Source organism: Pseudomonas sp. JQ36 (assembly GCF_053851495.1).
In genome coordinates, this window is record NZ_CM132642.1 from 3,516,128 (window position 1) to 3,529,105 (window position 12,978).

Sequence of the window (12,978 nt, forward strand, 5' to 3'; positions counted from 1 at the left end):
ATGAGTCAGGAAGTCGCCGCAGCATTGGCTGGTGTGCTGGCTTGCGGCGCTGGCGCGGTAGTCGGCGCCACTCGCGCAAGCTTCACGCTGACCCGGCGATTCTTCGCCCGGTTGGCCGCATTGTTGTTTGGCACCAGCGGGTATTGCTCGCCATGGAAACGCACGGTGATTTGCGATTCGGCGATACCGTTGGCCTTGAAAAAATCGACCACTGCCAGCGCGCGACGGCGCGACAGTTCACGGTTGGTCAGACGGTTGCCGCTATTGTCGGAATAGCCATCGAGTTCGATGTAATTGACCGTCGGATCGGCCTTCATGTACTCGAGCATTACCTGCAACCTGGCCTTGGCGGCGGCATCCAGATCGGTGCCTTCACCGGGGAAGCCGATCTGCGATTGTTTGACCTGATCGAAATTCTGCGGCAGCAATTTCGCCACACACGTCTGGTAATCATTGAACGCTTTGCTGAACTTAACCGGCAGCAGACGCACTTCCGAACCCCGGCCATCGCCAGACGCACGGCGCACCACCGGACTGCGACCATCGAGCAGACCGCTGATCAATCCGCCGGCCTGGGCTTGTGAGCTGTTGAACAGCACGTTGCCGGTACCAATCCTGACGCTGCCCAGGTTGATGTCGTTGCGCCCCGGCTGCCATGGCGCCGCCGCCGCAAGCAACGTCGCCGAACCGCCGCCGAGCATGGCGTTGTAGGCATTGAGGCGGAATATCGCCTGCTCGCCGGCCTTGCGCACAAACTGGCCCGAACCGAAATCGGTGATCGGCTGGGTCAGGCGGCACTCGAACTTGTCGCCCTCGACCGTCCACTCAATGTTCTCCAGACGCGTCTGGTAAGTCAGCGCCATCGCGGGGAGGCTGGCAAACACACTGAGCAAGGCTAAATATCGCTGGCGCACGGGAGGCTCCATTGGCTTCTGTCACACAAAGACCGATTCACACTATGTTTACGGCATACCTACGGGATATCGGAAGGTTCCTGCAAAACTTGATAGCGGGTGCCTGCAAGAGTCTTTTCCGGTAGCATTCCCCTCAGTTTGACCCGCCTGGAATCCCCTCATGTCCGACCGCCTGACCCTGCTGCGTCCCGACGACTGGCACATTCATCTTCGCGATGGTGCCGTGTTGACCAATACCGTTGCCGATGTTGCGCGCACCTTTGGCCGCGCCATCATCATGCCCAACCTGGTACCACCGGTGCGCAACGCCGCTGAAGCCGACGGCTATCGCCAGCGGATTCTCGCTGCCCGCCCGGCCGGCAGTCGCTTCGAACCGCTGATGGTGCTGTACCTCACCGACCGCACCCAGCCCGAAGAAATTCGTGAGGCCAAGGCCAGTGGTTTCGTGCACGCCGCCAAACTGTACCCGGCCGGCGCCACCACCAACTCCGACTCCGGCGTGACCAGTATCGACAAGATCTTCCCGGCGCTGGAAGCCATGGCTGAAGTCGGCATGCCGCTGCTGATCCACGGCGAAGTCACCCGTGGCGATGTCGATGTCTTCGACCGCGAAAAGATTTTCATCGATGAGCACATGCGCCGTGTGGTCGAGCGTTTCCCGACGCTCAAAGTCGTGTTCGAACACATCACCACCGGCGACGCCGTGCAGTTCGTCAACGAGGCTTCGGCCAACGTCGGCGCCACCATCACCGCGCATCACCTGCTGTACAACCGCAACCACATGCTGGTGGGCGGGATTCGGCCGCACTTCTATTGCCTGCCGATCCTCAAGCGCAATACCCATCAGGAAGCCCTGCTCGACGCCGCCACCAGCGGCAGCGCCAAGTTCTTCCTCGGTACCGACTCGGCGCCGCACGCCCAGCACGCCAAGGAAGCCGCCTGCGGCTGCGCCGGCTGCTACACCGCGTACGCCGCCATCGAGCTGTATGCCGAAGCGTTCGAACAGCGCAATGCGCTGGACAAGCTCGAAGCATTCGCCAGCCTCAACGGCCCGCGCTTCTATGGTCTGCCGACCAACACCGATCGCATCACCCTGGTTCGCGAAGAATGGACCGCCCCGACCAGCCTGCCATTCGGCGAGCTGAACGTTATCCCGCTGCGCGCCGGTGAAAAACTGCGCTGGCGCCTGCTGGAGGAACACGCGTGAGTGAAGACCATTTCGACGACGAACTGGACGGTCAAGGTGGCGGCGGCGGTTCCCGTCATCCAATGGCAGCGCGTTTTCGCGGCTACCTGCCGGTTGTTGTCGACGTAGAGACCGGTGGCTTCAATTCGGCCACCGACGCTCTGCTGGAGATTGCCGCGACCACCATCGCCATGGATGAAAAGGGTTTTGTCTACCCGGATCACACCTACTTCTTCCGCGTCGAGCCGTTCGAAGGCGCCAACATCGAAGCAGCCGCGCTGGAGTTCACCGGGATCAAGCTCGATCACCCGCTGCGCATGGCCGTCAGCGAAGAAACCGCGCTGACCGACATCTTCCGTGGCATCCGCAAGGCGCTGAAGGCCAATGGCTGCAAACGGGCGATCCTGGTCGGCCACAACAGCAGTTTCGACCTTGGCTTCCTGAATGCTGCGGTTGCGCGTCTGGACATGAAGCGCAACCCGTTCCACCCGTTCTCCAGCTTCGACACCGCGACCCTGGCCGGTCTGGCGTACGGTCAAACCGTCCTGGCCAAGGCCTGTCAGGCAGCGGACATCGACTTCGACGGCCGTGAAGCGCATTCGGCGCGTTACGACACCGAGAAGACTGCCGAGCTGTTCTGCGGCATCGTCAACCGCTGGAAACAGATGGGCGGCTGGGAAGATTTCGACGACTGATCCTCGTCGGGTATTTCCCGCGCATAAAAAAACCGGCCACATGGGCCGGTTTTTTTTGTACCGCGACGTGCGCCTTACAGGGCTGCAGCGTTCTCGGTCAGGTAAGCCGCAACGCCTTCTGGCGAAGCGTTCATGCCTTTGTCGCCTTTCTTCCAGTTCGCAGGGCAGACTTCGCCGTGCTCTTCGTGGAATTGCAGCGCGTCAACCAGACGGATCAGCTCTTCCATGTTACGGCCCAGCGGCAGGTCGTTGATGATCTGCGAGCGGACAACGCCCTTGTCGTCGATCAGGAACGCGCCACGGAAAGCCACACCGCCTTCGGACTCAACGTCGTAGGCCTTGGCGATTTCGTGCTTCATGTCGGCAGCCATGGTGTATTTCACCTGGCCGATGCCGCCATTGTTCACTGGGGTGTTGCGCCAGGCGTTGTGAGTGAAGTGCGAGTCGATCGACACGGCGACCACTTCCACGTTGCGCGCCTTGAAGTCGGCCATGCGGTTGTCCAGAGCGATCAGCTCGGACGGGCAGACGAAGGTGAAGTCCAGTGGGTAGAAGAACACCAGGCCGTATTTGCCTTTGATGGCCGAGGACAGGGTGAAGCTGTCAACGATCTCGCCATTGCCGAGTACGGCCGGGACGGTGAAGTCAGGGGCTTGTTTGCCTACGAGTACGCTCATGGATATCTCCTGGTGAATAACTTGAAGTTCAGGGTCCGGGCCAGCCTGCCACCCTGAGGCGACAGCCCTGTGACACGAACCCTCTTCGCAAGGGCCGACCATCATACACTGCGTTTTTCGCCTGTCCTTAACGGTTTTTTGCCCAATGCGGATAACGGACCAGCATTTTCGGGGCCAGGCAATTCGCCATTAATCACCGTTCGTCAGTGACCAGCCTTTCGATCGAAAACCATTCAGAAAGCACTTTGACAATCATTCTCGTTAACATTAAGATCCATCGCAATTGAGTCACAACCAGCGACGGTTCTCACTTATGTATGTTTGTCTCTGCACTGGCGTCACCGACGGACAAATCCGCGAAGCGATCTATGAAGGTTGCTGCAGCTACAAAGAAGTCCGCCAGGCCACCGGCGTCGCCAGCCAATGCGGCAAATGTGCGTGCCTTGCCAAGGAAGTGGTTCGCGAAACCCTGACCAAGCTGCAAACCGCTCAGGCTGCGATCCCCTACCCCGTAGAATTTACCGCGGCATAATCACCCCTATTTCAAAGAACCGGACATATGTCCGGTTTTTTTATGCCTGCAAATCAAGCGCTTAGGCGCTAGACGCGGAACACAAACATTCTTATTCAGATTTAATTTCATTTATTATTCAATAACTTAGGTTTGACACTTATAAATACCAAGCTCAAACTCCGCCTTATATACAGCTAATACAGGGCAGGACTCCCATCATGAAAGGCGACATTACAGTCATCCAGCATCTCAACAAGATCCTTGCCAATGAACTGGTCGCGATCAATCAGTACTTTCTGCATGCACGCATGTATGAAGATTGGGGCCTGAACAAGCTGGGCAAGCACGAGTACCACGAATCCATCGACGAGATGAAGCACGCGGACAAGCTGATCAAGCGCATCCTGTTCCTCGAAGGTCTGCCGAACGTCCAGGATCTGGGCAAGCTGCACATCGGCGAGCACACCCGGGAAATGCTGGAATGTGACCTGCGTATCGAGAAGACTGGCCACGCCGATCTGAAAGCCGCCATCGCCCATTGCGAATCGGTTGGCGACTTCGGCAGCCGTGAACTGCTCGAAGACATTCTTGAATCCGAAGAAGAGCATATCGACTGGCTGGAAACCCAACTGGGCCTGATCGATAAAGTCGGCCTCGAAAACTATCTGCAATCGCAGATGGGCGAAGAGTAGGAGCTGCTGCAGGCTGCGATCTTTTCAGATTGCACCGGCAACTCGCGTTGACTTTTCCAGCGCACTAAAAAGCCCCGCCCTCTTTCGAGGTGCGGGGCTTTTTATCGGCTGCCGATCAAAAGATCGCAGCCTCGTTTCACTCGACAGCTCCTACAGGAGAAACCAGCGCCGAATGAAGCCGGGATCAGGCTTCGGACTTGTTCGCAGCAGCCGCTTCGACAGCCGCCTTGATGGTGCTTTGCAGCGAACCGTCTGCAGCCATCTCGGTCATGATGTCGCTACCGCCGACCAGCTCACCGCCAACCCACAGTTGCGGGAAAGTCGGCCAGTTGGCGTACTTTGGCAGATTGGCGCGGATTTCCGGGTTCTGCAGGATATCCACGTACGCAAACTTTTCGCCACACGCCATCACGGCCTGCGCAGCTTTCGCGGAGAAGCCACACTGCGGGGCATTCGGCGAGCCTTTCATGTAAAGCAGAATGGTGTTGTTGGCAATCTGCTCTTTAATCGTTTCGATGATATCCATGGAGCACCTCGGCTGAACTTTCCGACTCATGGGTCGGCACGGTGACGCATTGTAACGGAATCCCGAGCGCCATGCTCGGTCTCCCCGACGGTCTCGTTCAGGCCGCCGCCACGGTCACCGGCACGCCATTGAGCGCGGCGTTCCCCGACAGTTCATCAAGCTGACACTCATCGGTCAGATCATTAGCACTCGAACCTGGCTGCCCACTGGCGATTGCCATTTGCACACCTGGCCGCGCATGCCCCCAACCGTGCGGCAGGCTGACCACGCCTTTCATCATGTCCAGACTGCCGAGCACCTCGACCTCGATCTGCCCTACCCGCGAGCTGACGCGAACTAACTGACCATCGTTGAGCCCACGGCTGGCGAGGTCATCCGGGTGCATCAGCAATTGATGCCGTGGCTTGCCCTTCACCAGCCGATGGTAGTTATGCATCCAGGAGTTGTTGCTGCGCACATGCCGACGGCCAATCATCAACAGCTCATCAGCGGCTGGCGCCTGCAAGGCCGCGAAGCGTGCGAGGTCTGCGAGGATCTCCGGTGGTGCGGCCTGCACCCGTTGATTTGGCGTCTTCAGGCGAGCTGCAAGATTCGGTTTCAACGCCCCTAGATCAATCCCGTGCGGATGATCGAACAATGTCGCCAATGACAGCTTTTGCTCGGACGCATCGCCATACAGGCCCATGCGCAGGCCCATGTCGATCATCTTCGCCGGCGGCATCGTCGGTTTCAGCTCCTTGCCAGTCTTCTCGGCAAACGCCTTGGCCAGGCCGACAAAGATCTCCCAGTCGTGTAATGCGCCCTCAGGCTTGGCGAGAATCGCCCGGTTGAAGCGAGTGACGTTGCGCACCGCGAACAGGTTGAAGGTGGTGTCGTAATGATCGTTCTCCAGCGCCGAGGTCGACGGCAGGATCAGGTCGGCGTAACGCGTGGTCTCGTTGATGTACAGGTCGATGCAGAGCATGAACTCCAGGCCATCCAGCGCCTGCTCCAGTTGCCGGCCGTTTGGCGTCGACAACACCGGATTGCCGGCCACAGTGATCAGCGCGCGAATCTGCCCTTCGCCTTCGGTGAGCATTTCTTCGGCCAGCGCCGACACCGGCAGCTCGCCACCGTACTCGGGGCGTCCGGAGACCCGGCTCTGCCACTTGTTGAAATGCCCGCCCGAGGTCGATGCCACCAGATCCACCGCAGGCTCGGTGCACAACGCTCCGCCAACCCGGTCGAGGTTGCCGGTGACCAGATTGATCAACTGCACCAGCCAGTGGCACAGGGTGCCGAACGCCTGCGTTGAAACGCCCATGCGCCCGTAGCACACCGCGCTCGGCGCAGCGGCGAAATCCCGCGCCAGTTGGCGGATCTGCCCGGCCGGCACGGCGCACAGCGGGCTCATGGCTTCGGCAGTGAACGTGGCGACGGCTGCGCGCACTTCATCGAGGCCATCAACCGGCAAGTGACTGTCGCGGGTCAGACCTTCTTCGAACAAGGTGTTGAGCACCCCGAACAACAAGGCCGCATCGCCACCCGGCCGCACAAACAAGTGCTGATCGGCGATGGCTGCCGTTTCGCTGCGCCGGGGATCGACCACCACCACTTTGCCACCGCGCGCCTGAATCGCCTTCAGGCGTTTCTCGACATCCGGCACGGTCATGATGCTGCCGTTCGATGCCAGCGGGTTGCCGCCGAGGATCAGCATGAAATCGGTGTGATCGATGTCCGGGATCGGCAACAGCAAGCCGTGGCCGTACATCAGGTAACTGCTCAGGTGATGCGGCAACTGATCGACCGAAGTCGCCGAGAAGCGGTTGCGCGTCTTCAGCAGGCCAAGAAAGTAATTGCTGTGGGTCATCAGCCCGTAGTTGTGCACGCTGGGGTTGCCCTGATAGACCGCCACCGCGTTCTGCCCGTGACGTTCCTGAATCGCCGCCAGACGCTCGGCCACCAGTGCAAAGGCTTCGTCCCACTCGATCGGTAGCCATTCGCTGCCGACCCGGCGCATTGGCTGGCGCAGGCGGTCGGGATCATTCTGGATGTCTTGCAGGGCCACGGCCTTGGGGCAGATGTGCCCACGACTGAAGGTGTCGAGCGCATCGCCCTTGATCGAGGTGATCGCGACGTTGCCATCGGTTTCGGTGGTCTCGATAGTCAGACCGCAGATGGCTTCGCACAGGTGGCAGGCACGGTGATGGAGAGTCTTGGTCATGGCCAGTCTCTGTCTTGTTCTGGGCAGGCAATCACGCCCGCGGGAACAAAACTATGGCCCCGACTCAGATCCTGCGCCAGCGACGTTCGTCTTGTGAATCGACGGTTATCAGGCGAGCCGATAAACCGCCATGATCAGTTCGACGGCAGCTGCGGCGGCGCAGCCAGCTGAATTTCCTGAATGGTTTCGATCTGCTCGTGGGCGACATGCACGCCGGTGAGTTCGCCGATCAACCGCCAGTGCTCGTCGAGCCCGGCACTGATGGTCGCCATGCGATCGATCATGTGGCGGCCGGCGGTCTTGACCACTTCGTCCTCGCTACGCAGCAGTTCGAAGGACATTGAAGTGACCGACGCGGTGAGATGGGTCAGTGAGCGAGCCGTGTGGCCCAGCAGTTCCATTAACAGTTTTTCTTTCGATTCCATGCGGAGGCTTCCTGCGTCGCTCGAAACTTATTTATAACCCAGCACTTTGCTTTAGCAAATGTTTCAGTCTGAGCATCCGACCAAGTGATGGCGTGGCGCCACGCTCGTAAACCGACCTGGTCGACCTGATCCCCGCCACGGCGCATTGCCAAGCCCGGCGAGGCCGGTGTACAAAGAGGCTCGCGGCTGTCCTGAACCCGGCTTCAAATGCGCGGCTGCAACATCCAGTGCGCTCTCCGAATCCCGCAAAAACCGTAGCCTATTGGCGTAACGCGACATTTAGTGTCAATATCGCGCCTTCCCCTATTTCGTCGCCCCGTGCGGCTTACGCCGCAGGTCTCGCCCGTTGTTCCGTTAAACAAGGCTTTGAGCATCTGCGGTCTGTAGCAAAAAGGTAGTCAATGATGAGCGCAAGGCACTTTCTCTCCCTGATGGATTGCACGCCCGAAGAGCTGGTCAGCGTGATCCGTCGAGGCGTTGAGCTCAAGGACCTGCGTAACCGCGGCGTACTGTTCGAGCCGCTGAAAAACCGCGTCCTGGGGATGATCTTCGAGAAATCCTCGACCCGTACCCGGATCTCCTTCGAGGCCGGCATGATCCAGCTCGGTGGCCAGGCGATCTTCCTGTCGCCGCGTGACACCCAACTGGGCCGTGGCGAGCCGATCGGCGACTGCGCCATCGTCATGTCAAGCATGCTCGACGCGGTGATGATCCGTACCTTTGCCCACAGCACCCTGACCGAATTCGCCGCCAACTCGCGCGTGCCAGTGATCAACGGCCTGTCCGATGACCTGCACCCGTGCCAGTTGCTGGCCGACATGCAGACTTTCCTCGAACACCGCGGCTCGATCCAGGGCAAGACCGTGGCGTGGATCGGCGATGGCAACAACATGTGCAACAGCTATATAGAAGCGGCGATCCAGTTCGACTTCCAGTTGCGCGTTGCCTGTCCGCAAGGCTACGAGCCCAATCCAGAATTCGTCGCCCGCGCCGGCGATCGCGTGACCATTGTCCGCGATCCGCAAGACGCCGTACGCGGTGCGCATCTGGTGAGCACCGATGTCTGGACTTCGATGGGTCAGGAAGAGGAAACTGCCAAGCGCCTGAAACTGTTCGCACCGTTCCAGGTGAACCGCGCCCTGCTCGATCTGGCGGCTGAAGATGTGCTGTTCATGCACTGCCTGCCAGCGCACCGCGGTGAAGAAATCAGCCTCGACCTGCTTGATGACCCGCGTTCCGTCGCCTGGGATCAGGCAGAAAACCGTCTCCACGCACAGAAGGCCCTGCTCGAGTTCCTCGTCGAACCGGCATATCACCACGCATGAGCCATGAACTACTGCTGAACCTGCGCAACCTCGCTTGCGGCTATCAAGATCAACGCGTGGTGCAGAACCTCAATCTGCACCTCAACGCCGGTGACATCGGCTGCCTGCTCGGCTCGTCCGGTTGCGGCAAGACCACCACCCTGCGCGCGATTGCCGGTTTCGAACCGGTGCACGAAGGGGAAATCCAGCTCGGCGGCGAGACCATCTCCAGCGCCGGTTTCACCCTGGCGCCGGAGAAACGCCGGATCGGCATGGTGTTCCAGGATTACGCGCTGTTCCCGCACCTGACCGTCGCGGACAATATTGCCTTCGGTATCCGCAAGCACCCGAACAAGGAGCGCGTTACCGAAGAGCTGCTGGAACTGGTCAACCTGAAGAACCTCGGCAAGCGCTTCCCGCACGAGCTGTCCGGCGGCCAGCAACAGCGCGTTGCCCTCGCCCGCGCCCTGGCACCGGAACCGCAATTGCTGCTGCTCGACGAGCCGTTCTCCAACCTCGATGGCGAACTGCGCCGCAAGCTCAGCCAAGAAGTGCGTGACATCCTCAAGGCCCGTGGCACCAGTGCGATTCTGGTGACCCACGACCAGGAAGAAGCCTTCGCCGTGAGCGATCACGTCGGTGTGTTCAAGGAAGGTCGGCTGGAGCAGTGGGACACGCCGTACAACCTCTATCACGAACCGGCGACACCGTTTGTGGCGAGTTTCATCGGTCAGGGCTATTTCATTCGCGGCCAGCTCGGCAGCCCGGAATCGGTGCAGACCGAACTCGGCGAACTGCGCGGCAACCGGGCCTACACCTGGCCGGTGGGCGGTGCGGTGGATGTGTTGCTGCGTCCGGATGACATCGTTTATGCGCCGGACAGTGCGTTGAAAGCACGCATCGTCGGCAAGACCTTCCTCGGTGCCTCGACCCTGTATCGCCTGCAACTGCCGACCGGTGCACAGCTGGAATCGATCTTCCCCAGCCATGCCGACCATCAGGTGGGTGCGGAGGTGGGGATTCGCGTAGCGGCTGAACATCTGGTGCTGTTCCAGGCATCGGGCAGCACCGCCGCACAAGTCCCGGCAGTGGAAAACGGCGTACGCCGCTACAGCACCGCCCTCTGATCCGCGCTGGATCAAAACTGTGGGAGCGGGCTTGCTCGCGAATGCGCTGTGTCAGTCAACGATGAAGGTGACTGATACCCTGCATTCGCGAGCAAGCCCGCTCCCACATTTGGTTTTGGGTTCAGCCCAAGATCAGTGTGCCGCTCGCCACCAGCGTCGCGTTGCCACCGATTTTTACTCGCTCACCCTCCAGCCGACAGAACAGCTCCCCGCCCCGCGCCGAGCGCTGGCACGCGGTCAAACTGGATTTGCCCAGGCGTTTCGACCAGTACGGAATCAGGCTGCAATGCGTCGAGCCGGTCACCGGGTCTTCATTGATGCCGATCGCCGGGGCGAAGTAGCGCGAGACGAAATCATGCTGGTTGCCGCGCGCGGTCACGATGGCGCCGAGCCACGGCAGTTTCGCCAGCGCGACCATGTCCGGCTTGCAGTCGAGCACTGCCTGCTCCGACTCCAGCACCACAAACAACTCGTTGGAGCCGAGCACATCCACCGCCTCGACGCCCAGCGCGCGCTCGACATCCAGCGTCACGCCAATCTCTGACGGCACAATCGACGGGAAGTCCAGCCACAGGCGATCGCCCTCGCGACTGACGCTCAGCGGCCCGGACTTGCAGGTGAAGTCCAGACGCTCGGCGTTTTCCTTGTAGACCTCGAACAACACATAGGCGCTGGCCAGTGTGGCGTGCCCGCACAACGGCACCTCGGTGGTCGGGGTGAACCAGCGGATGTGCCACGCTGCGCCTTCGCGCACCACAAACGCGGTTTCCGCCAGGTTGTGTTCGGCGGCGATCTTCTGCATCAAATCGTCCGCGAGCCATGCATCGAGCCGATACACCATCGCCGGGTTGCCACTGAACGGCCGATCACTGAACGCATCAACCTGATGAAATTCGAGCTGCATAACCTTCTCCCTGAATGAGTCGGCAGAGCATGCAGCCGCGCTGCGCTCAGCGCCAGTGACAGAAGCGGGCAATTTTCTTCATACAGAACGCAAGGTCATGCACGACCGATGTCGGCGAATTTGGCCTGGGTGTGTTCAGCCAGAACCGCCGGCGCCAACTCGACTTCCAGGCCGCGTCGGCCGGCGCTGACATAAATAGTCGCAAAGCCCTGGGCCGAGTTATCGATGAAGGTACGCAGACGCTTCTTCTGCCCCAGCGGACTGATGCCGCCCAACAGATAACCGGTGGAACGCTGCGCCGCAGCCGGGTCAGCCATTTCGACTTTCTTCACGCCCGCCGCGTGGGCCAGGCCTTTGAGATCAAGACTTCCGACGACCGGCACCACCGCCACCAGCAATTCACCTTTTTCACTGGCGGCCAGCAGCGTCTTGAACACCTGAGCCGGCTCCAGCGCCAGTTTCTCGGCGGCCTCCAGCCCATAGGACGCGGCCTTGGGGTCATGTTCGTAACTGTGCACGCGATGTTCGGCACGAACTTTTTTCAACAAGTCCAACGCAGGGGTCATGGCAGCTCCAGGTTCGGCATCAACAGAAAAATCCTGCGCCGGATTCTAGGCCATCACCTCGCAAAAGGCTCTAGCGCAAGCCCCGTTTTCCGGGCTTTGCGGGCATATCGCCGAACTAGCGCCGCGTTCACTCGCAGGATCATTCAGCAGGCTGATAGTTTAATTGTGACCGGTGGTTCACTTTCGACCTTTGACAGGTTTGTTTCTTGTCTATATTTTTTCGAATCTGAATAATGTAAGAATTATCATCACCGCAGCACCCAGCAGTAACCGGGAACAGGATGGGGATCCTGCCCCGGGGAAAATCGCGCCTTGCCCTGACGGCGAACGCGCCAGACAACAACAAAAATCGAGGTTTTCAATGACAACTGCTTTACAGCAACCTTCGCTTTCCGGCCAATGTCTGGCCGAGTTTCTGGGGACTGCACTGTTGATCTTCTTCGGCACCGGCTGTGTCGCCGCGCTCAAAGTCGCGGGCGCCAGCTTCGGTCTGTGGGAAATCAGCATCATCTGGGGCGTCGGCGTGAGCATGGCGATCTACCTGACCGCCGGGGTTTCCGGCGCGCATCTGAACCCCGCCGTGAGTATCGCCCTGAGCATTTTTGCCGACTTTGAAAAGCGCAAACTACCGTTCTATATCCTGTCGCAGATCGCCGGCGCGTTTTGCGGTGCGCTGTTGGTGTACACGCTGTACAGCAATCTATTCTTCGATTACGAACAAACTCACCACATGGTGCGTGGCACCGCCGCCAGCCTTGAGCTGGCCTCGGTATTCTCGACCTTCCCCAATCCGGTGCTGTCCACCGCTCAGGCATTCCTGGTCGAGATGATCATCACCGCAATCCTGATGGGCGTGATCATGGCCCTGACCGACGACAATAACGGTCTACCGAAAGGCCCGATGGCACCGCTGCTGATCGGCCTGCTGATCGCGGTGATCGGCAGCTCGATGGGCCCGCTGACCGGTTTCGCGATGAACCCGGCGCGTGACTTCGGTCCGAAACTGATGACTTTCTTCGCCGGCTGGGGTGAAATTTCCTTCACTGGCGGTCGCGATATTCCGTACTTCCTGATTCCGATTTTTGCACCGATTGTCGGTGCCTGCCTCGGCGCTGCCGGGTATCGCGGGCTCATCGCCCGTCACCTGACCGGCGCCACACCTGCTACAAAGGATGCAGAACCGGCCATTGACGGCAAACCAAGAACTTCTTGAAACAGTCGGCGCGGGTTCCTGCCCTTTAGAGC

The 12,978-nt window shown here is 59.9% G+C and carries 14 protein-coding genes; 7 read left to right on the plus strand and 7 right to left on the minus strand.

All coding sequences use genetic code 11. The annotated features are described in order from the left end of the window. Nucleotides 1-5: 5 nt before the first annotated feature. On the minus strand, nt 6-914 hold the full coding sequence (locus ACS4NR_RS15750) for a flagellar protein MotY (protein WP_456017841.1): 909 nt from the start codon (nt 912-914) through the stop codon (nt 6-8). 160 nt (nt 915-1,074) lie between these two features. Between ACS4NR_RS15750 and pyrC the strand changes: the two genes are divergently transcribed. Beyond that, nucleotides 1,075-2,121 carry a dihydroorotase gene (pyrC, locus tag ACS4NR_RS15755; protein ID WP_095136952.1) on the plus strand — a complete coding sequence of 349 codons (1,047 nt, stop codon included), beginning with the start codon at nt 1,075-1,077 and terminating at the stop codon, nt 2,119-2,121. Continuing rightward, the gene (gene rnt / locus ACS4NR_RS15760) at nt 2,118-2,795 is read left to right on the plus strand and encodes a ribonuclease T (RefSeq protein WP_007963973.1); all 678 of its coding nucleotides are present in this window, start codon (nt 2,118-2,120) and stop codon (nt 2,793-2,795) included. Before pyrC ends, rnt begins: the two co-directional genes overlap by 4 nt. A gap of 74 nt (nt 2,796-2,869) precedes the next feature. Here the strand turns inward: rnt and ACS4NR_RS15765 are convergent, their stop codons facing one another. Continuing rightward, nucleotides 2,870-3,472: a peroxiredoxin gene (locus ACS4NR_RS15765; protein WP_007963972.1), complete on the minus strand. Its 603-nt coding sequence runs from the start codon at nt 3,470-3,472 to the stop codon at nt 2,870-2,872. A 313-nt stretch (nt 3,473-3,785) separates the two neighbouring features. Between ACS4NR_RS15765 and ACS4NR_RS15770 the strand changes: the two genes are divergently transcribed. Both ACS4NR_RS15770 and bfr read left to right on the plus strand, forming a co-directional pair. Beyond that, nucleotides 3,786-4,004, plus strand: coding sequence for a bacterioferritin-associated ferredoxin (locus tag ACS4NR_RS15770; protein ID WP_003227725.1), 219 nt, complete (start codon nt 3,786-3,788; stop codon nt 4,002-4,004). 200 nt (nt 4,005-4,204) lie between these two features. Then, nucleotides 4,205-4,678 (plus strand): bacterioferritin, encoded by a 474-nt coding sequence (gene bfr / locus ACS4NR_RS15775; RefSeq protein ID WP_007963971.1) that lies wholly within the window; start codon nt 4,205-4,207, stop codon nt 4,676-4,678. 184 nt (nt 4,679-4,862) lie between these two features. Here the strand turns inward: bfr and grxD are convergent, their stop codons facing one another. From grxD to ACS4NR_RS15790, 3 genes are all read right to left on the minus strand, one after another. Continuing rightward, nucleotides 4,863-5,204 carry a Grx4 family monothiol glutaredoxin gene (gene grxD / locus ACS4NR_RS15780; RefSeq protein ID WP_016773402.1) on the minus strand — a complete coding sequence of 114 codons (342 nt, stop codon included), beginning with the start codon at nt 5,202-5,204 and terminating at the stop codon, nt 4,863-4,865. Nucleotides 5,205-5,301: 97 nt separating this feature from the next. Continuing rightward, nucleotides 5,302-7,407 carry a molybdopterin oxidoreductase family protein gene (locus tag ACS4NR_RS15785; protein ID WP_456017842.1) on the minus strand — a complete coding sequence of 702 codons (2,106 nt, stop codon included), beginning with the start codon at nt 7,405-7,407 and terminating at the stop codon, nt 5,302-5,304. Nucleotides 7,408-7,541: 134 nt separating this feature from the next. Then, nucleotides 7,542-7,832, minus strand: a complete 291-nt coding sequence (locus ACS4NR_RS15790; RefSeq protein ID WP_027612069.1) for a hypothetical protein — start codon at nt 7,830-7,832, stop codon at nt 7,542-7,544. A gap of 404 nt (nt 7,833-8,236) precedes the next feature. Between ACS4NR_RS15790 and argF the strand changes: the two genes are divergently transcribed. Both argF and ACS4NR_RS15800 read left to right on the plus strand, forming a co-directional pair. Beyond that, nucleotides 8,237-9,157, plus strand: coding sequence for an ornithine carbamoyltransferase (gene argF / locus ACS4NR_RS15795; protein WP_095136949.1), 921 nt, complete (start codon nt 8,237-8,239; stop codon nt 9,155-9,157). Next, nucleotides 9,154-10,263, plus strand: a complete 1,110-nt coding sequence (locus tag ACS4NR_RS15800) for an ABC transporter ATP-binding protein (protein ID WP_456017843.1) — start codon at nt 9,154-9,156, stop codon at nt 10,261-10,263. Before argF ends, ACS4NR_RS15800 begins: the two co-directional genes overlap by 4 nt. A gap of 121 nt (nt 10,264-10,384) precedes the next feature. Here ACS4NR_RS15800 and ACS4NR_RS15805 read toward each other — a convergent pair whose 3' ends face one another. Together ACS4NR_RS15805 and ybaK are read right to left on the minus strand one after the other, a co-directional pair. Further along, nucleotides 10,385-11,167 (minus strand): PhzF family phenazine biosynthesis protein, encoded by a 783-nt coding sequence (locus tag ACS4NR_RS15805; protein ID WP_115984345.1) that lies wholly within the window; start codon nt 11,165-11,167, stop codon nt 10,385-10,387. Nucleotides 11,168-11,262: 95 nt separating this feature from the next. Next, nucleotides 11,263-11,733: a Cys-tRNA(Pro) deacylase gene (gene ybaK, locus ACS4NR_RS15810; RefSeq protein WP_003227741.1), complete on the minus strand. Its 471-nt coding sequence runs from the start codon at nt 11,731-11,733 to the stop codon at nt 11,263-11,265. A 361-nt stretch (nt 11,734-12,094) separates the two neighbouring features. On the opposite strand from ybaK, the gene ACS4NR_RS15815 reads away from it, so the two are divergent. Then, nucleotides 12,095-12,946, plus strand: coding sequence for an MIP/aquaporin family protein (locus tag ACS4NR_RS15815; RefSeq protein ID WP_027612073.1), 852 nt, complete (start codon nt 12,095-12,097; stop codon nt 12,944-12,946). Nucleotides 12,947-12,978 lie beyond the last annotated feature (32 nt).

Coding starts and splice junctions, on each gene's coding strand:
- ACS4NR_RS15770 (WP_003227725.1), top strand. CDS start 3,786: ATGTATGTTTGTCTCTGCACTGGCGTCACCGACGGACAAATCCGCGAA.
- ACS4NR_RS15815 (WP_027612073.1), top strand. CDS start 12,095: ATGACAACTGCTTTACAGCAACCTTCGCTTTCCGGCCAATGTCTGGCC.
- ACS4NR_RS15785 (WP_456017842.1), bottom strand. CDS start 7,407: ATGACCAAGACTCTCCATCACCGTGCCTGCCACCTGTGCGAAGCCATC.
- pyrC (WP_095136952.1), top strand. CDS start 1,075: ATGTCCGACCGCCTGACCCTGCTGCGTCCCGACGACTGGCACATTCAT.
- bfr (WP_007963971.1), top strand. CDS start 4,205: ATGAAAGGCGACATTACAGTCATCCAGCATCTCAACAAGATCCTTGCC.
- ACS4NR_RS15765 (WP_007963972.1), bottom strand. CDS start 3,472: ATGAGCGTACTCGTAGGCAAACAAGCCCCTGACTTCACCGTCCCGGCC.
- ybaK (WP_003227741.1), bottom strand. CDS start 11,733: ATGACCCCTGCGTTGGACTTGTTGAAAAAAGTTCGTGCCGAACATCGC.
- grxD (WP_016773402.1), bottom strand. CDS start 5,204: ATGGATATCATCGAAACGATTAAAGAGCAGATTGCCAACAACACCATT.
- argF (WP_095136949.1), top strand. CDS start 8,237: ATGAGCGCAAGGCACTTTCTCTCCCTGATGGATTGCACGCCCGAAGAG.
- ACS4NR_RS15790 (WP_027612069.1), bottom strand. CDS start 7,832: ATGGAATCGAAAGAAAAACTGTTAATGGAACTGCTGGGCCACACGGCT.
- ACS4NR_RS15800 (WP_456017843.1), top strand. CDS start 9,154: ATGAGCCATGAACTACTGCTGAACCTGCGCAACCTCGCTTGCGGCTAT.
- ACS4NR_RS15805 (WP_115984345.1), bottom strand. CDS start 11,167: ATGCAGCTCGAATTTCATCAGGTTGATGCGTTCAGTGATCGGCCGTTC.